Below are 19,239 nucleotides of genomic sequence, written 5' to 3' on the forward strand. Positions count from 1 at the left end.
GTCCCGGCCTGCGGTGCCGTTGCCGAGGCCGCCGGTCTTTGCGACCGGTCGGAACAGTGCCTCGGTCACGACTGGCTCCCCGGACTGCGGGGCGTGGCCGCCGCGAGGCGTTCCTCGACGATGTCGGCGGCGACCTGGCCCGGGAGGCGTCCCGTGGCCTGCGCCTGCGTGAGGATGCTGTGGACGGTCTCCGCGATGCGTGAGACGTCGTCGCGGACCTGCTGCTCGGTGCGCTGCCAGATCTCGCCCCCGACCTGGATCAGGCCGCCGGCGTTGGCCACGAAGTCCGGGACCCAGGTGATCCCACGGCTCTGGAGCAGCGACGCGACCGAACTGTCCAGAAGCTGATTGTTGGCCGCCCCGCAGACGACGGTCGCCTGCAGTTCGGCCACCGTCGCCGGGGTAAGGGTCCCGCCGAGCGCGCACGGTGCGTAGATGTCGACCGGTGCGTCCAGCGCGGCGTGACGGACCGTGACGCCAGGGTGCTCCTTGAGCAGCCGCGCGATCGCCGCGTCGGTTGGGTCGGACACGGTGACCTCGGCGCCCTCGGCGAGGAGGAGGCCGACGAGGTGCCCGCCGACCTTGCCCACACCCTCGACCGCGACCGTGCATCCGGCAAGGGCGGTCTTTCCCCAGGTCAGCTCGGCAGCCGCGTGCATCGCGCGGAAGACTCCGTACGCCGTCGAGTAGCCGCTGTCACCCGATCCCTTGTTGGTGCCGACGACGAAGCCGGTGGATGAGGCGATGAGATCCAGGTCGGCAGAGGTCGTGCCGACGTCCGCCGCGGTGTAGTAGCGCCCCGACAGGGAGTCCACGAAACGACCGTAGGCGTGCAGGAGGTCCGGGGTCTTCAGGTCCGACGGGTCACCGATGATGACCGCCTTCCCTCCGCCCAGCGCCATTCCGGCCGCGGCAGCCTTGTGGGTCATGCCCTGCGACAGCCTCAGGACATCCGTCAGTGCCTGACTCTCCGACGCGTACGGATAGAAGCGGGTCCCCCCGAGAGCGGGACCGAGACGGGTGTCGTGGATGGCGATGATCGCCTGAAGTCCGGTCGCCTTGTCCTGGCAGAGCACGACTTGTTCGTGACCGGCCGTTCCGAGTTCGTCGGTTCGGTCGAACAAGAGATTCGCTTGCTCAACGACGGTCATACGACCTCCTGCTTTGTGGAAGTGACGGATGTGCCCGCCGGTTGCCGCCCGGGCGCTTCCGGCTGCGCCGGAGCGTCCGCGTGCCGACGCACGAGGAGGTCGCCCAGGATCGCGACGGAAACGGTGATGACGGCGGGCACGGCAACGCTCAGCCAGGCCGACACCGTGAGGAGGAGAGCGCCCACCGTGGCGCCGGCTCCTATCAGGGCGATGGCGCCCGCACGTCGTCGCCACGGCTGGTCGCCGCCCGCGCCGAGCCGCGAGTCGGCGGCGAGGCCGGTGATGGTCGACGTGACGACGACCGTCGTCACGTCCTTGACCCCGATCCGGCGGGCGACCGCGGCCTGCAGGCCCATGGCCGCCGCGAGCGCGACGGTCATGCCGTACGCGGCGGCCGATCCGTTTTCCGGGGGATCGACCGCGAAGACGACCGCCGCGGCGCCGAAGATGAGACCGACCACCCCGATCAGCGCGAAAACCTGACGGCTCCCGGCGTCGGCCCGGCCCCGCATCGCCCGCCCGCCCAGCGCGGCGCCGAGCATGAAGGCGCCGAGCGCGAGCAGCGGCCCGGTGACCGGCAGGTCGGTGGTGCCGGAGAGGCCCATGCAGAGGATGACCACGTTGCCGGTCATGTTGCCGGTGAAGACCTTGTCGAGTGCCAGGTACCCGAACACGTCGGCCATTCCCGTCGAGAAGGTCAGCAGGAGCATGCACCACAGGTGCACCTCCGCCACCGTCCATCCCGCGCGGACCCTCTCTTGTTCCTCCGTCACGTTCATCGGCCCACCGCGTATCCCTGGGCGCCGCGGGCGTTGGCGGCGCCGCCCAGCGCTCCGGTCAGATGGTCCCGTGTCACGGTGGAGAGTCTGCCGAGGCTCCAGTCATGGGACACGGTCACGTCGTGGCCACGGCGGCGGAGCTCCTCGATGACCTCGGTTCCGAGGCGACGCTCGACGACCACACCGGCGGGATCCCAGACCCGTGGCCAGAAGCTGCTGACGGCATGGGTGGTGTGGAACGCCGGTGCGTCGATCGCCTGCTGGGGGGCGTAGTCACCGACCAAGAGCCGCAGCAGGTAGAGGAGTTGCCACTGGTCCTGCTGGTCTCCTCCGGGGGTACCGAGGGCGGCGACCGCCGCGCCGTCCCGGACGAGCATCGTGGGGCTCAGGGTCGTCCGCGGGCGCCGTTCCGGCGCGAGGGCCGACGGGCTGGCAGGGTCGAGCCACGTCATCTGCAGGCGCGTTCCCAGGCAGAACCCGAGCGCCGGGATCGTGGGCGAGGACTGCAGCCATCCGCCCGACGGGGTGGCGGAGACCATGTTGCCGAACCTGTCGACCACGTCGACGTGACAGGTGTCGCCCCGGGTGACACCGTCCGCGCCCACCGTCGGCTCGCCGACTCCTCCCTGACCGGCAGCGTGCGCCGGCCCCCCGTGGACGGGCGGGACGAACGGCACGACCCCGGGCAGATGTCCGGGCCGCTGGACCTTCGACGCGGTCTGCGCGATCAGTGCGGCCCGTGCGGATGCGTACGGCCGGCTGATCAGTACCGCGGGGTCGAACGCGCCGTGTGCCGCGTCGCCGTAGTAGGCGTCGCGGTCGGCCATCGCGAGCTTCAGCGCCTCGAGGATCGTGTGCGCACCACGTCCCGTCGAGGGGTCGAGGAGGAGGTCGTCGCCGAGTGCGTCCAGGATCGCCAGCGTCTGGAGGAGCACCGGGCCCTGCGTCCAGAACCCGGCCTTGACCACGTCGACGCCACGGAAGGGCAGAGACAGGGGCTTCTCACGGTCCGGCCGGAACGACGCGAGGTCCGCGGCGGTGATCACCCCTGGGTGGCTGCCGCCGTCGGAGTGCAGGTGGGGCGTGCGCGCGAACTCCTCGATCGCCTCCGCGACGAACCCGGTGCGCCAGGCGCGTCGCACGGCGGCGATCTGCGCGGTCCTGGTGCCGCCCTCCGCCTCCGCCGTCTCGACGAGCCGGCGCAGCGTACGCGCGTACGCCGGGTTGGTGAGCCGCTGACCCGGTGTGGGCACCGCGCCGGACGGCAGCCACTGCGCGGCCGAAGTCGGCCAGGCCGCCTCGAACTGCGGACGCATCGTCTTCAGAACGGCACACAGTTGGGCGCCGGCCGGGTAGCCCTCCTCCGCGTAGTGGATGGCGTACGCCAGCACTTCGCGCAGGTGCCAGGTCCCGTGGACCTCGAGCAGCTCGAGCCATGCCTCGACGGACCCGGGGACCGCGGCGGCCAGCGCGCCGGAGCCCGGGACCTCGCTGAGCCCCTCGGCACGGAAGTGCTCGATGGTCGCGGCCCGGGGCGCCGGCCCCTGGCCCACGAGCACCTCGGGCAGGCCTGCGCCCTCGGACAGGAGGAGGACCATGTCGCCGCCCGGACCGTTGAGGTGCGGCTCGACCACGTGCAGCACGAATCCCGCTGCGACCGCCGCGTCGAACGCGTTCCCGCCGCGTTCCAGGACCGACTGGGAGGCGCCGGTCGCGAGCCAGTGCGTGGAGGCCGACATGCCGAACGAGCCGGTCAACGTGGGCCGTGTCGTGTCGGGAGAAGGAGGGGTGTATGCCGGTGTCGGCAGAACGTCACTCACCCGGACAGTATGCAAGAATGATTTATTGGATGCAATATCTTGGTTTTGGCATCTTTTCTGTCGCCTATTTGATCTTCGCCTCCCGGATTTGTCGACGAGTCGGCCCAGGGGGTTGGCTGGATGCGGGCCGCGCGTATCCGCTTGGTTCAGGAGCGGTTCGTCGACCGGGCAGGCAGGCGTCGTCCTGCCCGGCCTCGGCCAGGGCATCGCCTGGACCGCGACGTTCGTCGCCGCCGGAACCGGAGTCGACGCCCACCACCAGGGCCTCGCCTCCGCCGTCGGCCTGGTCATCCTGGTCGCCGTCGCCGTCGCCGACTCCGGCGTCCACACCACCACCTAGCTCTGAACGTCTTCTCTGGCCCCAGAGGAACGAGTCCGGTGGCCCCAGGGGACTTGATCGGGAAATGAGTGTTAGTCAGAAGTGGCCCCAGGGGCGGTCTTGCGGTGGGAGCATCGATGTGCTCCGACAGTCAGGGGGCCCGGATGGACGGCCCGAGAACCAAGGTTGAGCTCTTCGCAGCGATCCGCCGGGACGCGCGTATGGAGAAGCTGTCGATCCGCGAACTCTCTCGCCGTTACGGGGTACACCGGCGACTGGTCCGCGAGGCTCTGACCTCGCCGTGGCCGACTGCGGCGAAAGCCGATGCCGCCACGCGCGTCGGTTCTGGACCCGTACAAGCATCTGATCGACTCGATCCTGCGCGCCGACCTGGACGCTCCGCGAAAGCAGCGGCACACCGCCAAGCGGGTCTTCGACCGGCTGGTGGACGAGCACGGCATGGAGAACGTCTCCTACGGCCGGGTACGTGACTACAGCAGGCGCCGCAAGCCTGAGACATGGGTCGAGGAGGGCCGTGGCCCGCCCGCGGTGTTCATTCCGCAGACCCGACGGCCGTGAGGAGGCTGAGGTCGATTTCGGCGACGTCTATATCACCCTCAACGGCGTGCGCACTCTGTGCTACCTGTTCGTCTTCCGGCTGTCCTCTCCGGAAAGGCCGTCCACCGGGTCTTCCTCTCGCAGGGGCAGGAAGCCTTCTTCGAAGGCCACCTCCACGCGTTTGAAGTGCTGGGAGGCGTACCACGTGGGAAAGTTCGCTACGACAACCTCACCTCCGCGGTCGCCCGCGTCCTCGGCTTCACCCGCGCCCGGGTGGAGACCGACCGCTTGACGGCCTGCCGCTCCTGGGCCGGCCTGGAGGTCCTCTACTGCGCGCCGGGCATCGACGGCGCCCACGAGAAAGGCGGCGTCGAAGGCGAGGTCGGCCGGTTCCGCCGCAACCACCTGGTCCCCGTCCCGACGTCACCAGCCTGGCCGAGCTCAACGCCCAGATCGACGCATGGGATCGGCAGGACGACCAGCGCCGGATCCGCGAACGCCCTCGCACCGTCGGCGAGTACTTCGCCGTCGAGAAACCCCTACTGCAGCCGATGCCCGAAGATCATTTCGAGACCGGGCGGCTCCTGACACCGCGGGTGGACCGCTACGCGCAGATCACCATGCGGATGAACCACTACTCGGTGCCGGTACGGCTGATCGGCCGCCAGGTCCGCGTCCTGCTGCACGCCTGCGAACTGGTGGTCTACTACGGCTGCACCGAAGTCGCCCGGCACGAGGGCCTGCCCACCCGCGGCGGCAGCCGCCTGGACCTGGACCGCTACCTGGAAGGACTGCTGCGCAAACCCGGAGCACTGCCCGGCGCCACTGCGCTGGACCAGGCCCGGGCGGCGGGGAAGTTCACCCCGGTGCACGACGCCTGGTGGGAGGCCACCCGCCGCGCACACGGTGGCTTCGTAACCGAGAGCGGGCTCTGGTCCAACTTCTGTGGTGTGCCTACTCCCTGTGACCGTTGAGCTTGCTGGCGCCCCCGCGAGGTCGTCTGGAAACTGCCGGAGCCGACCTCGTTCGGGCTGATGGTTCTGGATTGTGCGCGAGGTACTGCTCCGGCTGGAAGAGCTGCTCTTCCTGGCGGCTCCGGAGATCAGGGTGGTGTCGGTGCAGGACGACGGCGAGGTGATCCGAGTCGGTGTCAGATGTCGAACAGCCGGGGCCCGGTGTCCGGGTTGCGGGATCTGGTCGAGGCGGGTGCACGGCTCCTACATGCGGTTTCCCGCAGATCTTCCCGTGGCGGGACGGCGGGTGGAGCTGCGGCTTCGTGTCCGGCGCTTCACGTGCGAAGACGTCTCCTGCGGGCGGCGGACGTTCGTCGAGCAGGTCGCGGGCCTGACCCGCCGGTACAGCCAACGGACCGAACGAATGCGGTCAGTGCTGGCCGAGGTCGGCCTCGCGTTGGCCGGCCGCGCCGGTGCCCGGCTGGCCGACGTCTTCGGGGCAAGGGTCAGCCGGAACACGGTCCTGCGGCGGGTCGACGCCCTCCCGGAGCCCCAGCCACAGGTCCCGCGGGTGGTCGGCGTCGACGAGCACGCGATGCGCAGGGGCCGTGTTTACGGGACCGTGCTGGTCGACGTCGAGACCATCTGTGGCGCAACCTCGGCGAAGCGGCCGAGCGGTGCGTTTCCCGCCACCGGCCCTGCCTTCGCGCGACCACCGCCGAGCCGGCCACAGAGAAGGCGCTGGCTCCAGAATCGGCCGACGGTGATTCGCCATGGCCCACCGGGCACCGGTTCGCGGACCGTACTCGCGCCAAGCACGCCACCGTTCACGCGCTGTTGGCCGCCGGCCATAGCCGACGCTCGATCCAGCGACAGCTCGGCATGACCTACCGCACCGTCCAGCGGCTGGCGGACGCCGCGGAACCGGAAGACCTGTTCCAGGGACAGTGGCAGAACCGCAGGACCAAGCTCGACGACTTCAAGCCGTACCTGCACGAGCGATGGGCCGAGGGCTGCACAAACGCTTGGACTCTATGGGAAGAGATCAAGACTCACGGCTACACGGGCGGCTACGGAGCCGTCCGCGCCTACCTCCGGCCGTTGCGCACATCCCCGACCGCACCGACGGCTCGTCCGCCGTCCCCACGCACGGTGACCGGCTGGATCCTGACGCACCCCGACACCCTGCCAGAGAGCGAACGCCTGAAGCTCAAATCCGTCCTCGCCGGCTGCCCCGAACTGGATGCCCTCACCGGGCACGTCCGCGCGTTCGGAAAGATGCTCACCCAGCTCCAGGGTGACCAGCTCCCGCAGTGGATCAAGGCGGTCCGCTCGGACGACCTTCCCAGCCTCCACACATTCGTCAACGGCCTCGAACGGGACCTTGCCGTCGCCGCGGGCCTTACGTTGCCCTGGAGCTCTGGCGTCGTCGAGGGCCACGTCAACCGGATCAAAATGATCAAGCGTCAGATGTATGGCCGGGCCGGCTTCGGCCTGTTGCGGAAACGAGTCCTTCTCGCCTGACCGCAGCTCTGTCGCTCGACAAGCAGGCCCGTTCAGCTGATCGCGAGCGACACGGGATCCAGGCCCAGCTTGCTCCGGCATGAGTCGACGGCCCGCGTGACCCATGCGGCCACGGCGTCACGATCTGCCGCGATCGCGTAAAGCTCACGCGCCTTCTCCTGGGCTTCGACCATCCACGGGGCCAGCGCGTCCTCTCGAAGGACTCGTTCGAAGTGATCGCGGGCCGTGTCCGTGTCCCCAACCAGGGCGGCTACGATCCCAGAGTCGAAGCTGTCCCAGAGGAATCCCCGCCGCAGCGGCCTGGACGTCAGGTATCGGGCGACGTCCGGCAGAGCCGGGAACTTCTCCCTCAGCGCGGTCACGTTCGCAGCCGCCTGCCGACTGAGTTCCAGTGCCAGCGGCGTGAACTGGTCCTCGGTACGAAACAGCTCGGAGCCGACCCGGACTGCGTCCACGTGGAACGCCAGATGGTCCACGTCGTGCCACAGCCACATCGCACCGACATACAGACCGCTGCCGGAAATCCGCGGCGGGGTGAACTCCACAACCCCGAGCCACCACCCGTGATCATCAATCCACAGCCGCGACCGCCCGCGCCGGGTCAGGCCGAGCGGCTTCAGGGACTCCCGTGCCGCCGAGGTAATGATCCGGAGCACCGGACTACGATCTGCCATGACCGGCATTATCGACTGTCCCACCGACACACCGTCGGTCGTGGTGACACATCACCATCGCAGAACTGCTCAACAACACTGAGCGTCACCGCTCCACAAAAGTTGGACCAGAGCCACTCAGGCTCTGGCTCAGATTCCGTGACATCGCCACGGTGAGTGACGGTTGGCTGTTGCGTCGGCCTTCGGGAAGTTGCCCGAAATTGATCAGTGGCGATCTCGAGTGGCTGACAGCTCGGGTCTGTGGAAGAGATGGTGCTCCGGCTGGAGGAGCTGCTGTTCCCGTCGACGGCGGACGTATCGGTGCTGGCGGTGGGCGTGAAGAACGAGACGGTACGGATCGAGGCCCGCAGTACGGCGGGCGGCTCGGCTTGTCCGGGTTGCGGAAGCTGGTCCACCCGGGTCCACAGCTCCTACCTGCGGTTTCCGGCAGACGTGCCTAGCGCAGGGCTGCGGGTGCTGCTCTGTCTGCGGGTCCGTCGGTTCATATGCCAGGTTGCTTCGTGCGGGCGGCGGACGTTCGTTGAGCAGGTGCCGGGCCTGACCCGCCGCTACAGCCGGTGGACCGAGCGCCTGCGATCGACGCTGGCAGCGGTGGGCCTCGCGCTCGCCGGCCGGGCGGGTGCACGGATGGCCAGCGTCCTCGGGGTGTCCGTCAGCCGCAGCACCGTGCCGCGGCTGGTCGAGACACTGCCCGAACCGGACTTGCCAGCGCCGAGGGTGGTCGGCGTCGATGAGTACGCGACTCGCAAGGGCCGTCATTACGGCACGGTGCTGGTCGACGTCGAGACACGACGGCCCGTGGACCTGCTGCCGGACCGGGAGGCGTCGAGCCCGGCGGCTTGGCTGGCCGAGCGGCCAGGCATCGAGGTGGTCTGTCGGGACCGGGCGCCGTTCTTCGCCGAGGGCGCCACCGTTGGGGCGCCCCAAGCGGTGCAGGTCGCTGATCGCTGGCATCTGTGGCACAACCTTGGCGAAGCCGCCGAGCGGTGCGTTGCAGACCACCGCGGCTGTTTACTGAACAGGGCGCCCGAGCCACCCGGGCAGGTCCAGGAGCCCGAAGAACCGACGGATACTCCTGGCTCCCCGTGGCCTACCGGCTAAAGGAGTCCCGCCATGAGTGTCACCCGCCGTCGCGGCCTGACCGAACCGGCTGCCGACGCGGCCATCGACGCCGCCTGCCGCAACCTGCGGCTGCCCACCATGCGCGGCCAGTTCCCCGAACTCGCCGACGCTGCGGCCCGCGACCAGATGACCTACCGCGGGTTCCTGGCCGAGCTGCTGATGGCCGAGTGCGACGACCGCAACCGCCGCCGTTCCGAGCGCCGGATCAAAGCCGCGGGCTTCCCACGGGAGAAGGCACTGCGCACCTTCGAGTTCGACGCGAACCTGCCATCGACCCCGCTGCCATCCACACCCTGGCCTCCTGCGAGTGGGTCTGCAAAGGGCTCCCGCTGTGTCTGATCGGCGACAGCGGCACCGGCAAGTCACACCTGCTGATCGCACTGGGCACCGAGGCCGCGATGGCCGGCTTCCGGGTCAAGTACGTCCTGGCCACCAAACTGGTGATCGAACTCGTGGAGGCCGCCGACGAGAAGCTGCTGACCACGACCATCGCCCTCTACGGGCGGGTCGATCTTCTCTGTATTGACGAGCTCGGCTATATGGTGCTGGACCGGCGCGGAGTCGAACTGTCGTTCCAGGTTCTGACGGAGCGTGAGGAAAAGAACAGCGTGGCGATCGCTTCCAACGAGTCGTTCTTCTCGTGGACCAAGACGTTCACCGACCCCCGGCTCTGCCCGGCCATAGTGGACCGCCTCACCTTCGGCGGCAACATCATCGAGACCGGCAGCGACTCCTACCGCCTCGCCGGCACCCGGGCCCGGACCGGACAGGCTCAAGTCGGCTGACAAGACGTATCGACACGGATCCTCGTCTGCTGCCGGTTGAGCTCCTCCACGACACGGTCGCGGAGAAGCTCGTACTCCTCACGAAGTCTGCGCCATTCGGTCACGGGCGGTCGGGGAATGACAACACCCCCGGTGACAGTCTCCTCCGGCCCGAACTGCTCGCGGGTGAGGTCGATCTCAAGGCCCATGCCCAGGCGGTTCCACCAGTGGTAGTCCACACGCTTGCCGTCGACGTGGACTTCTCCCCGGATCAGCTCGCCTCCCAGCAGGTCATTGAGCACCATGGCGGTCACACCGCACTGGTCCCGAGCCGGATTGTCCGGGCTCCAGCGCGATCGGAACTCAGGCGTGCATGTCTCGGCACTCCAGCTGCTGCGAACGGCTCGCTCGATGTCGGTGATAAGCAACGGTGTCATGCCGGTGATCCTCCCAGCCAGCACTGACATTGATGCTGATACTCAGGTTCCGGTGGTTGTGGCTCGGGCACTGACTGACGCCCTGCTGGGCTGTCCTGCCGCTGTTCTGCCCGGCCGCCGGAACCTGTTCTCATGGCTCCGGCCGGGCGGAACATGACCTGATAGGAGCTTGGTCAGAAGCCCCCTCAATGTCCTGTCTGCGCCACCCGGCCGGCGCCCACCTCCGGTTGGGAAGGCATCATCAGCATGACATCAGAGGTCGGAGCGGACACCGCGGCCCAGACTGTGTTCGGCGAGGTCGACTCCCACGCTGACACCCTCCATGTCGCGGTCATCAGTGACAACGGCGGCCACCTCGCAGACGCGGAGTTCACCACCGCCGCCGCCGGATATGCCGCGGCCCTGGCCTTCCTCGATGCCCACGGCTACGTGAGCGCGATCGGTGTGGAAGGCACCTCCTCATACGGCGTCGGCTTCACCCGCGCCGCCCGATCACACGGGCACCCGGTCGTCGAGGTCAACCGTCCTGACCGGGCCGAACGACGCCGCATCGGCAAGTCCGATCCCGTCGACGCCTATGCCGCCGCCCGCGCCGCGCTGTCCGGACGGGCCTCCAGCGCGCCCAAGGACGACACCGTCGTCGGCATACGCGCCCTGCACAACGCCGCCCGATCCGCCGTCAAGGCACGCACCGCAGCCCTGAACCAGATCACCCACATCCTCTTCGCCGCTCCCGACAGCATCCGCGCCAAGTACGGGCGGCTGAGAGGAACGGACCGCATCGACGCCCTGGCCCGGCTGCGGCCGACCGGAGACGCGGTCCACGTCGCGGTCCTCGCCGCGCTCAAGATCCTCGCCCGACGCGTCAAAGAACTGACCGCCGAGCACACGGCCCTGACCAAAGCCCTGGACAGCGAGGTCACCGTTCACAACCCCGGCCTGCGGGCCACCTACGGGGTCGGCCCCGACACCGCAGCCCAGCTGCTGATCACGGCGGGAGGCAACCCCGAACGCATGCGGACCGAGGCCTCCTTCGCTGCCCTCTGCGGGGCCGCGCCGGTCCCCGCCTCCAGCGGCAAAACCAACCGGCACCGCCTCTCACGAGGCGGCGACCGGGCAGCCAACGCCGCCCTCTACCGCATCGCACTGGTCCGCATGGCCGGAGACTCCCGTACCCGCGAATACGTGGCACGACAAACCGCCGCCGGCCGCACGAAGAAGGAGATCATCCGACTCCTGAAGGGAGCCATCGCCCGGGAGATGTTCCGCTGTCTGACCACCACGGTCGCCGTCCCCGCCATCGCCGACCTGAGACCTCTGCGGCAGTCCAAGAACATCACCCTTACCGCCGCAGCACGCCACTTCGGCGTCTGGCCGGCCACCGTCTCCACCCTCGAACGGGGAATGCGCCGAGACGACGACCTCGCTCACGCCTACCGGGACTGGCTCCAGGCCGCCTGATCACCCACCAGAGTTCATAGAGCGTCCGGCACGACAGGCCACGGACGACCGTCAGGGGAAGCGCCCGGCGGCCGACCCGCGCGGACGAAGTCGCCGTACTCATCCTGGATGACGTTCTCGTTGACCCACCGACCGCGCTCGGCCCCGGTGCGCTGCTCGGCAGCGATCAGCGCGGTCAACGGGTCCTCAGTCGTGCCCAGGAGCCGACCGAACTCGACGGCCTCGTCATCGGGATCCAACGGCGGGAACTCGCCCAGGTCCAGAAAGCTCTCGCTGCCAGCGTCCTCGACCGCATGGAGATAGACCTCATAGGACGCCTTCGTCGGGCGAACCTCGACATAGCGCACACCCGGGCGCTCTGACGAGCCGCACGGCCCAAGAAACTGCTCGACCGGACGACCTCGCCGCAAGGACCCAAGGATGAACGACTCTGCCAAGTACCGCACCCGGCCACTTTACGGTGCACAGCCCCGTCTCCATGGCTTGACGATCAATAGGAGCATCAACGGCCTGCTCGACCAACGCCGTCGGCGGACACGATCAAGTCACCGGGGCCAATCGACTCGTTCACGAGGAACCTCGAAGATCGCCGCCTGGGGCCAGAAGACTCGTTCCCGTGGGGCCAATTGACGGGTCTGGCACAAGTTCCGTGAGCCGGTCACGCATTGTGGCTGTTGATCTTCCCTCGGGTGGTGCGGAAGTCGCCTTGAAATCGCTCCTTGTTCGGGTGGTACGGCTGACATTCGGTGGCCGTGAACGAGGTGTTGTCCCTCTTGCAGAAGCTGTTGTTCCCGTCGGTCCCCGGCGTCGCGGTCCTGGCCGTGCGTGCGGACGGCGAGGTGATACGCGTCGAGGCCCGGTGCACGTCCACGGGGGCCTCCTGCCCTGACTGCACCCAGTGGACGGAACGGGTTCACAGCTCCTACCTGCGGTTTCCGGCAGACCTGCCCACGGCTGGGCGGAGAGCGCAGCTCGCGTTACGGGTGAGGCGGTTCTTCTGCGCTGCCTCGGCATGCGGGCGGCGGACGTTCGTGGAGCAGGTGCCCGTACTGACCCGCCGTCACGGCCGGGTCACCGAGCGCTTGCGGCAGGCGATGGGGGAGATCGGGCTGGCCCTGGCTGGCCGGGCCGGCGCCCGCCTCGCCCGGCTCATGGGCATCATCACCAGCCGCACCATGCTGCTGCGGCGTGTGATGGACCTGCCCGACCCGGCAGCGACGGAGCCCCGTGCCGTCGGCGTGGACGACTTCGCCCTCCGGCGCGGCCACATCTACGGCACCGTGGTGATCGACGCCGAGACCCACCAGGTCCTCGACCTGCTGCCCGAACGCGACGCCGCCACCCTCGCCCCGTGGCTCACTGCCCATCCCGGCATCGAAGTCATCTGCCGCGACCGCGCCGGCGCCTACGCCGAGGCGGCCGCGACCGCGACCGCGCCTACGCCGAGGCGGCCGCCACCGCCGCGCCCCAGGCTCTCCAGGTCGCCGACCGCTTCCACCTCTGGCAGAACATCACCACAGCGGTCGAGAAGACCGTGGCCGCCCACCGCTCCTGCCTGCGCGAACTCCCGCCGACCGCCCCCGAGCCAGAGCCCGAGTGGGCGACGCCCACCGAGGAGACCCCCGCCCAGGGCGATCAGGGCGAGGATCCGACGGGCAAGTTCGCTGAGCGGGCCCGCGCCCACCATGCCCTCGTCCACGACCTCCTCGCTCAGGGCATGGGCATCCGTCACGTCGCCCGCCACCTGGGCTGGGGACGGCACACCGTCCAGCGATACGCCCGCGCCGCCCGCTGGCAGGACATGGTCATGGGTCGCAAGCGTCAACTCCCAAGCCAAATTGACCCGTTCAAGCCCTACCTGGCCCAACGCTGGGCCGAGACCTACGGGAAGATGACCGTTCTCGACCTCTACCGCGAGATCACTTCCCGCGGCTTCCGCGGCCACTACTCCACCGTCCGCGACTGGGCCCGGCGCGATCTGCCCCGGCCGAAAGGCTTCACCCCCGCTCCGCCACCGCCGTCGGTACGCCAGGTGACCGGCTGGCTCACCCGGCACCCGGCCACCCTCACAGAGGAGGAGAAACTGCACCGCAAGGCCGTGCTCGACCACTGCCCCGAGCTGGCATCCGCCGCAGAGCTGACCAGTTCGTTCGCAGAGATGCTCACCACGCTCGGCGGGGAGCGCCTGCCCGATTGGATCGCCGGGGCCGCGGAGGCCAGCCTGCCCGGCATCAGCAGCTTCGCCGTCGGCCTGCACAGCGACTTCGATGCGGTGACGGCCGGCCTGACCACGGACTGGAATTCCGGCCCGGTCGAAGGAGCAGTCAACCGGATCAAGATGCTCAAGCGGCAGATGTTCGGCCGCGCCGGATTCCCACTCCTCCGCAAGCGGGTTCTCCTCGCTCCGTGATCCGGTCACTCGACTTGGCACGGACCTTACGATCGAGACGTGACGATCACCTATCAGTGGCGGGGCAACTTCGACAACGCCACCCTAAACGCGCTACACGCTGAGGGCTTCGGACACCCGGTTGCTCAGACCGACTGGCGAACACGGCTTGAGCGCCACAGCCTGGGCTGGGTCTGCGCGTGGGAGCAAGGCACTCTGATCGGCTTCGTCAACGTCATCTGGGACGGTGGAGCCCACGCTTTCATCCTGGACACGGTGGTCGCCCAGCATCGCCAGGCACAAGGAGTTGGTGCCGCGCTGGTCTCAACGGCAGCGCATGGAGCCCGTGCCGCGAAGTGCGAATGGCTTCACGTCGACTTCGAGGAGCACCTGCGTCCGTTCTATTTCGGTGCCTGCGGCTTCAAGGAGACCGCAGCCGGTCTGATAGCTCTGTAAGACCGGACCCAGGCACCGAGTCGGCCGCATGCGATCAGGAGCGGTATCAGGACGCCCTGCGGGACCCCTGACCCGGTCTTGGCTGTCACGAGGAGCGACCACGTCACACAAGCTGTGCCAGACCCCAATTGACTCGTTCGAGGCCAACCACCGGCCCGCAGAGCGCGGCACGTGTTGCTGTCATAGCCCCGGTCGAGGTTGACGCACGTGCTCGAACACAGTCGGGTCGGGGACGCGGTGGCGGTGGCAGCCAAGCGGGTGGCCCGCGGCGAAATCCTCCTGAGCAGGCAGGAGCGCCACGAACTGGTTCCAGAAGGGTTCGAGCAGACAAGATGGCAGTGCGGGCACGGCTGTCCATCGTGATCACTGAGCGTAGAGAACCCCATGATCACGTGGATCCGTGCCCGTTCTGATGCTCATCCCATCTCCCGGACACCTGCCGGGCCGGCTCGAGAAAGAAGATCAGTCACCCGTTGCCCCGTCGGTCCGCTCCCGCAGGAAGTCGGCGTGGCCGTTGTGGCGGGCGTACTCCTGGATCATCAACACGTAGACCCAGCGCAGGCTGAGGGTAACTCCGCGAGAGGACACGAAGGTCTCGTCGAGGTCGTGCCCGGCCGCCGCCGCGTCGCACGCTTTGACCTCGGTCTGGAACAGTCCGAAGTCTCTCTCCGCATCGGCTGCGTGAACTCCGTCGAGTCCCTCATCGCCATCTGACGGGCCGGTGAAGACATCGCCGACAGCCTCACCCGCGAAGCTTCGCCGGAACCACCATCGCTCTATCTCCGCCATGTGCCGGACCAAGCCAAGGAGGGTGAGGTTCGACGGCTCTACGGTCGTCCGCGCCAATTGAGCCGACTCCAGCCCGGCGCACTTGGTCAGCAAGGTTTCCCGATGCCAGTTCAGCCAACCCTCCAACATCTGACGCCCAGTTACGGTGCCCAGGCCGCCTAGCTGATTGGTGCGCTCGACCGACGGTGCTGTCCATGTCATGGATCCACCCTGCACCGCCATCTGGGAGGGTTCAAGCAGACAAAATGGCGGCGCGGCCAGGCAGTCCTATGTGATTACTGAGCGTGGAGAACCCCATGATCACGTCGATCCGGGGCCCTTCTGATGGCCCCGCCACCTCCCGGGCGCTGCCTATCGCCGGTCGGTCCAAGTTCGATGAGGCAACGTCCGGGCGTCGCGCGACTGGGCCGTCAGCGTTGCGAGCCGCTACGAACGCGATTCCGATGCGGACAGCCTCACTGTGGTGGCGACGCCACCGACGTCCGCGGCCACCTCGAGATTCGTCACTCTGAGCCTGAGCGCTGTGGGGTCACAGGCTGTGGGCGATGGGGTGCAGCGGTTCGTACAGCGGGAGTTCGCTACCGCTGGGGAGCCGGATCGCAGTCAGTTTCCCCCATCGCTGCTCGCTGACCGGACGGGTGATCTCGACACCCTGTGCGCGGAACTCGCCGAGCTGGGCGTCAAGGTCGTCGCACATCAGGAAGAACTCGTGCTGCGGCGGACCGTCGGTCGGGTGCACGGCCACCTCGGCCGGGGGGAGCTTGAAGATGAGCCAGCCGCCGCCCGCGTCGACGCCGGGTAAGCCGAGGACGTCGCGGAGAAAGGCGCGGTCCGCCTCGGCGTCCTGGCTGTAGAGAATGACATGTGCACCGCTGATCATGGCTGGCTCCTGCTCCGTCGACGTGCCGGCGGTCGTGCCCCCGCATCCTGGCACGCCCAGGTCCAAGAAGGCCTTCAACTGCATTCGACGACACGACGACTGAGAGGTCGCGCAGACAGGCGCGGTGGTGACACCTCGGCAGCAAGACAGGCATAGGGCCCGGCGATCATGGAGTTGCGACGCTCTGTGATCACCGGGAGCCCTGCGCCTGCACTGCCATCATGGCTGACTGAACCTCTCCCGGGTCTTCGCGGCTCTGTTGCCCCAGCGGGCAGGACTACCGTCCGGACCATCCGCTGGGCCGCCACCACGGGCGTGCCAGCCACCGGATCGTCTTCGACGAGATGCTGCAGTTCCTGCTCTTCGGCTGCTCCTACCAGGCGATCGCCGACACGACTTGAAGCCGGGAACGGGTCGATTCACCGCCGGACCGTCCCGGGCTAGGGGATCCTGACCTGGTAGACGCCGCTGGAGACGTCGGCGGCCGTGGGCTTGACGGTCACGCCACCGAGGGATTGCGTCCACCGACCCGTCTGCGGGACGTATGTATCGCAGCGACCGCCTTCCCAGGCGGAGATGCCGTAGGTGGTGCCCTCGGTGATCTTGTAGTCGGTGGTGAGCACGACCCGGCCGTTACTGCCGGAGACGGCGCCGTCGTCCGAGTTCAGACAGGTGACGGAGGTGCCGTCGTCGATCCGGATACTGCCGAACCATACGACGGAGGTGCCGGCTCCTGCGGCGGTCAGCGGTGCGTTGACGGTGAGTGAGGCCGTGGGGGCTGCGGACGCTGCGGGTGCCGCGGCGAGGGCGGTGGCGCCGGTGAGGGCGAGCAGGGCGGTCACGGCGGCGGAACGGGCCTTGCGGCGCGTGCGGCCGTGGGGGTGCGTGAGGCTCATGCCTTCTTCCACCTGTCGAGGTCTTCTTCCACCTGTCGAGAGGTTGTCCAAATCTGGAGCAACTTGTGTGCCCAGTGTTACCCGAGGGAAGAGCAGCGCAGGATCCCGGTTTCAGCCATGTTTGATCTCCGTCGTGACCGGGGCCGCGCACACTGGTGCCATGGACAAGGCTGTGTGATGTGCGGCCTGCTCGCTCAGCTGGCGAGGGCGAGGTTGTGCAGGCGGGCGATGCCAGCATGGCGTGGTGAACGCCGTCGCCTTTGAGGCGGCAGTCGCGGGGGACCTTTCAGCTCTTCGTCTGGGCGAAGACGTGCTCGACGCGGGCACGGACCTTGCGGTGGGAGGCATTGTGTTCCTCTTTCCAGGCCGGGAGTTCGGCCTGGCCTCTCGCCCGGAGGTGCGGGATGACGAGGCCGTGCCCCGGTAGCCGCCGTCCGCGATCACCGGGGTCCTGCCGACGGCGTCCTTGGCGCCGGAGAGTCCCCATGCCCTGCAGTCGTTCCCGTTGCCCGGCACCGGCCGGCCGACGGCGGCGATGGTGTGGTCACAAGCGACGGCCCAAGGTGGTCAATGATGCGGTCGGCAGCCGATTTCGACACCCCGAACAGCTGTGCCAACTGCCGCAGGGTGAGGATCGTGCGCCAGTACGCGGCGACCAGCAGAACGCGGTCTTCCAGCGGCAAGCTCCAGGGCCGCCCCTTGCGGACCCCGGTCCGCACCCTCGCGCCGCAACGCGGTGATCAGCTTGCCGAACTGACGCGGACTCAGCCCGGTGAAGGGGACTATCCAGGACGGCTCGGACGCCATGACCACACCAGCCCCAGCAAGATCGTCTCACTGAGGTGTGCTGGGCTGCCCCTCTGCCCGTCGCAGACCCGGCCACATGTCGCCATACACAGCGTCCATGAACTGGACCTGCGGCCCACGCAGCGCGGACGCGTCGGTTATCTCGCCTCGGGCCGCCTCAGCAAGGCGGAACGCATAACGATAGGTAGCGCCCCGTAGGGGCTCGCTTCTGGCTGCCAGGTCGATCTCCGCCTGGGCGAGCCAAAGGCCATCGAGGAGCTGACCGAGCGCGGGAGCGACCGCGCTGCCGCCACCGTCCGATCGCGTGAGCGCCGCCTTCTCCACCTGCAACGCAATGCTCACGAACTTCAGAACCGCGTCCTTGAGCTGCGCCCGGTGGGCGGCTGATTCCTGCACTTCGAGCTGCCGAGTGCTCGCGCGCGAGACGAGGTACTGACCAAACAACGATCCGCCCGCGCCGAGCGCAACCCCTGCGAGAGACAACAACGCCGGCCCCAAGGTTCCCCAAGATGCCATAGCTGGAGTCTCTCAACATCGGTCCAGCCCTTGAGGAGAGCGGGTGCCCGTCCACCAGCCGCTCAGGACAGTTGCGGGACAGCCTTTGCTGCCCGAATCATCGTTTGATGATCACCGGGTAGGCCCGCGTTCGTAGCGCGGGCCGGGAAGGCACGCCCGTGCTCAGCGCAGTGAACGCCGAGGGCCGTACCGAGTCCGGTTCCCTGATCGACGAGATCGTCCGCGAGGGCGCCCGTCGGATGCTCGCCGCCGCGCTGGAGCCGAAGTCAACCAGTGCATAGCCGAGTTGGCTACGGAGACGGAGACGGATGAGGCGGGGCGCCGACTGGAAGATCTTTCCCCTGTGGTGCCGCAAGTCGCCCAAGGTCAGCGAGGTACTGCCGTTGCTGTACCTGCATGGGCTGTCCGCGGGGGACTTCGCGCCCGCGCTGGAGCAGTTCCTCGGCTCGGCGGCCGGCCTGTTGCCGACGACCGTGACCTGGCTGACGAAACACACGAACGTCCTGCCGAAGTCCACACAACCGGGTGCAATGAAAGCGATGCAGGAGATCTACAGCGCGGAGGACCGCGTGTACGCCAGGAAGGCGATCGAGGCGTTGGTGAAGACCTACGGCGCCAAGTTCCTCAAGGCCGTCGCGAAGATCACCTACAACCGCGACGAGCTGCTGGCGTTCTACGACTTCCCGGCCGAGCACTGGACCCACCTACGGACCACGAACCCCATCGAGTCGACCTTCTCCACCGTCAAGCTCCGCACCAAGGTCACTCGCGGCGCCGACAGCCCGGCCGCGGCTCTCGCGATGGTCTGCAAGCTCGTCGAGTCCGCTCAGGCCCGCTGGTGCGCGATCACCGGAGTCCACCTCGTCGCCCTGGGCCGCGCGGGCGCCAAGTTCGAAAACGGGCGTCCTCGTCGAGCGAGAACAGGCAGCGGCCGCCTGACTACC

The 19,239-nt window shown here is 68.3% G+C and carries 20 protein-coding genes and 6 pseudogenes; 13 read left to right on the forward strand and 13 right to left on the reverse strand.

All coding sequences use genetic code 11. The features are described from left to right. Window positions 1-65 precede the first annotated feature (65 nt). From ABT057_RS25355 to ABT057_RS25365, 3 genes are read right to left on the reverse strand one after another with little or no spacing between them, the layout of a single operon-like run. Window positions 66-1,151, reverse strand: coding sequence for a Glu/Leu/Phe/Val dehydrogenase family protein (locus ABT057_RS25355; RefSeq protein WP_352345865.1), 1,086 nt, complete (start codon window positions 1,149-1,151; stop codon window positions 66-68). Further along, window positions 1,148-1,930 (reverse strand): YoaK family protein, encoded by a 783-nt coding sequence (locus ABT057_RS25360; protein ID WP_352345866.1) that lies wholly within the window; start codon window positions 1,928-1,930, stop codon window positions 1,148-1,150. Before ABT057_RS25360 ends, ABT057_RS25355 begins: the two co-directional genes overlap by 4 nt. Continuing rightward, on the reverse strand, window positions 1,927-3,669 hold the full coding sequence (locus ABT057_RS25365; protein ID WP_352345900.1) for a gamma-glutamyltransferase family protein: 1,743 nt from the start codon (window positions 3,667-3,669) through the stop codon (window positions 1,927-1,929). The genes ABT057_RS25360 and ABT057_RS25365 overlap by 4 nt, the downstream gene beginning before the upstream one ends. A gap of 193 nt (window positions 3,670-3,862) precedes the next feature. Here ABT057_RS25365 and ABT057_RS25370 point away from each other — a divergent pair, with 193 nt between their 5' ends. Together ABT057_RS25370 and ABT057_RS25375 are read left to right on the forward strand one after the other, a co-directional pair. Continuing rightward, entirely contained in the window at window positions 3,863-4,090 is a 228-nt protein-coding gene (locus ABT057_RS25370) for a hypothetical protein (protein WP_352345867.1), read from the forward strand. Window positions 4,091-4,393: 303 nt separating this feature from the next. Then, window positions 4,394-4,648 carry a hypothetical protein gene (locus tag ABT057_RS25375; RefSeq protein ID WP_352345868.1) on the forward strand — a complete coding sequence of 85 codons (255 nt, stop codon included), beginning with the start codon at window positions 4,394-4,396 and terminating at the stop codon, window positions 4,646-4,648. Between the two features lie 60 nt (window positions 4,649-4,708). Here the strand turns inward: ABT057_RS25375 and ABT057_RS25380 are convergent, their stop codons facing one another. After that, on the reverse strand, window positions 4,709-5,032 hold the full coding sequence (locus tag ABT057_RS25380; RefSeq protein ID WP_352345869.1) for a hypothetical protein: 324 nt from the start codon (window positions 5,030-5,032) through the stop codon (window positions 4,709-4,711). A gap of 146 nt (window positions 5,033-5,178) precedes the next feature. Here ABT057_RS25380 and ABT057_RS25385 point away from each other — a divergent pair, with 146 nt between their 5' ends. The 3 genes from ABT057_RS25385 (at window position 5,179) to ABT057_RS25395 (ending at window position 7,104) form a co-directional block, all read left to right on the forward strand. After that, window positions 5,179-5,601, forward strand: coding sequence for a Mu transposase domain-containing protein (locus ABT057_RS25385; protein ID WP_352345870.1), 423 nt, complete (start codon window positions 5,179-5,181; stop codon window positions 5,599-5,601). Between the two features lie 73 nt (window positions 5,602-5,674). Beyond that, on the forward strand, window positions 5,675-6,466 hold the full coding sequence (locus ABT057_RS25390; RefSeq protein ID WP_352345871.1) for a transposase family protein: 792 nt from the start codon (window positions 5,675-5,677) through the stop codon (window positions 6,464-6,466). Then, window positions 6,463-7,104 carry a transposase gene (locus ABT057_RS25395; RefSeq protein WP_352345872.1) on the forward strand — a complete coding sequence of 214 codons (642 nt, stop codon included), beginning with the start codon at window positions 6,463-6,465 and terminating at the stop codon, window positions 7,102-7,104. The genes ABT057_RS25390 and ABT057_RS25395 overlap by 4 nt, the downstream gene beginning before the upstream one ends. Before the next feature lie 32 nt (window positions 7,105-7,136). On the opposite strand, the gene ABT057_RS25400 is transcribed toward ABT057_RS25395, so the two are convergent. Next, window positions 7,137-7,778, reverse strand: a complete 642-nt coding sequence (locus ABT057_RS25400) for a hypothetical protein (protein WP_352345873.1) — start codon at window positions 7,776-7,778, stop codon at window positions 7,137-7,139. A gap of 249 nt (window positions 7,779-8,027) precedes the next feature. On the opposite strand from ABT057_RS25400, the gene ABT057_RS25405 reads away from it, so the two are divergent. Both ABT057_RS25405 and istB read left to right on the forward strand, forming a co-directional pair. Next, complete coding sequence (locus ABT057_RS25405) at window positions 8,028-8,879, forward strand: ISL3 family transposase (RefSeq protein WP_352345901.1); 852 nt, start codon at window positions 8,028-8,030, stop codon at window positions 8,877-8,879. 12 nt (window positions 8,880-8,891) lie between these two features. After that, window positions 8,892-9,685: pseudogene (istB, locus tag ABT057_RS25410) on the forward strand (IS21-like element helper ATPase IstB). Here the strand turns inward: istB and ABT057_RS25415 are convergent. After that, complete coding sequence (locus ABT057_RS25415; protein ID WP_352345874.1) at window positions 9,673-10,101, reverse strand: YunG family protein; 429 nt, start codon at window positions 10,099-10,101, stop codon at window positions 9,673-9,675. The pseudogene istB and the gene ABT057_RS25415 sit on opposite strands and share 13 nt — an antisense overlap. Window positions 10,102-10,347: 246 nt before the next feature. On the opposite strand from ABT057_RS25415, the gene ABT057_RS25420 reads away from it, so the two are divergent. Continuing rightward, the gene (locus ABT057_RS25420) at window positions 10,348-11,562 is read left to right on the forward strand and encodes an IS110 family RNA-guided transposase (protein ID WP_352345875.1); all 1,215 of its coding nucleotides are present in this window, start codon (window positions 10,348-10,350) and stop codon (window positions 11,560-11,562) included. A 14-nt stretch (window positions 11,563-11,576) separates the two neighbouring features. Here the strand turns inward: ABT057_RS25420 and ABT057_RS25425 are convergent, their stop codons facing one another. Beyond that, window positions 11,577-11,909, reverse strand: coding sequence for a hypothetical protein (locus ABT057_RS25425; protein ID WP_352345876.1), 333 nt, complete (start codon window positions 11,907-11,909; stop codon window positions 11,577-11,579). 492 nt (window positions 11,910-12,401) lie between these two features. Here ABT057_RS25425 and ABT057_RS25430 point away from each other — a divergent pair. The 3 genes and pseudogenes from ABT057_RS25430 to ABT057_RS25440 all read left to right on the forward strand — a co-directional run. After that, window positions 12,402-12,932, forward strand: a pseudogene (locus ABT057_RS25430) (transposase family protein); the annotation flags it as partial. Beyond that, window positions 12,914-13,972 (forward strand): transposase, encoded by a 1,059-nt coding sequence (locus ABT057_RS25435; protein ID WP_352345877.1) that lies wholly within the window; start codon window positions 12,914-12,916, stop codon window positions 13,970-13,972. The pseudogene ABT057_RS25430 and the gene ABT057_RS25435, both read left to right, overlap by 19 nt. A 39-nt stretch (window positions 13,973-14,011) precedes the next feature. Beyond that, window positions 14,012-14,407, forward strand: coding sequence for a GNAT family N-acetyltransferase (locus ABT057_RS25440; RefSeq protein ID WP_352345878.1), 396 nt, complete (start codon window positions 14,012-14,014; stop codon window positions 14,405-14,407). A gap of 204 nt (window positions 14,408-14,611) precedes the next feature. On the opposite strand, the pseudogene ABT057_RS25445 reads toward ABT057_RS25440, so the two are convergent. From ABT057_RS25445 to ABT057_RS25455, 3 genes and pseudogenes are all read right to left on the reverse strand, one after another. Continuing rightward, window positions 14,612-14,755: pseudogene (locus ABT057_RS25445) on the reverse strand (IS5/IS1182 family transposase); the annotation flags it as partial. Between the two features lie 114 nt (window positions 14,756-14,869). Beyond that, window positions 14,870-15,397, reverse strand: coding sequence for a DinB family protein (locus ABT057_RS25450; protein ID WP_352345879.1), 528 nt, complete (start codon window positions 15,395-15,397; stop codon window positions 14,870-14,872). 328 nt (window positions 15,398-15,725) lie between these two features. Further along, the gene (locus tag ABT057_RS25455; RefSeq protein WP_352345880.1) at window positions 15,726-16,076 is read right to left on the reverse strand and encodes a VOC family protein; all 351 of its coding nucleotides are present in this window, start codon (window positions 16,074-16,076) and stop codon (window positions 15,726-15,728) included. 168 nt (window positions 16,077-16,244) lie between these two features. Between ABT057_RS25455 and ABT057_RS25460 the strand changes: the two are divergent. After that, window positions 16,245-16,474, forward strand: a pseudogene (locus tag ABT057_RS25460) (hypothetical protein); the annotation flags it as partial. Between the two features lie 42 nt (window positions 16,475-16,516). Here the strand turns inward: ABT057_RS25460 and ABT057_RS25465 are convergent. The 3 genes and pseudogenes from ABT057_RS25465 to ABT057_RS25475 all read right to left on the reverse strand — a co-directional run bounded on the left by ABT057_RS25465 (window position 16,517) and on the right by ABT057_RS25475 (window position 18,295). After that, a complete protein-coding gene (locus ABT057_RS25465; RefSeq protein ID WP_352345881.1) occupies window positions 16,517-16,972 on the reverse strand; it encodes a hypothetical protein in 456 nt (151 codons plus the stop codon). 194 nt (window positions 16,973-17,166) lie between these two features. Then, a pseudogene (locus ABT057_RS25470) lies at window positions 17,167-17,779 on the reverse strand (transposase family protein). Between the two features lie 27 nt (window positions 17,780-17,806). Then, on the reverse strand, window positions 17,807-18,295 hold the full coding sequence (locus ABT057_RS25475) for a hypothetical protein (RefSeq protein WP_352345882.1): 489 nt from the start codon (window positions 18,293-18,295) through the stop codon (window positions 17,807-17,809). Window positions 18,296-18,453: 158 nt separating this feature from the next. Between ABT057_RS25475 and ABT057_RS25485 the strand changes: the two are divergent. After that, a pseudogene (locus ABT057_RS25485) lies at window positions 18,454-19,234 on the forward strand (transposase). The last annotated feature ends 5 nt before the right edge of the window (window positions 19,235-19,239 follow it).

The sequence above is a fragment of the Streptomyces sp. NPDC002588 genome, assembly GCF_040295925.1.
Lineage (GTDB): Bacteria > Actinomycetota > Actinomycetes > Streptomycetales > Streptomycetaceae > Streptomyces.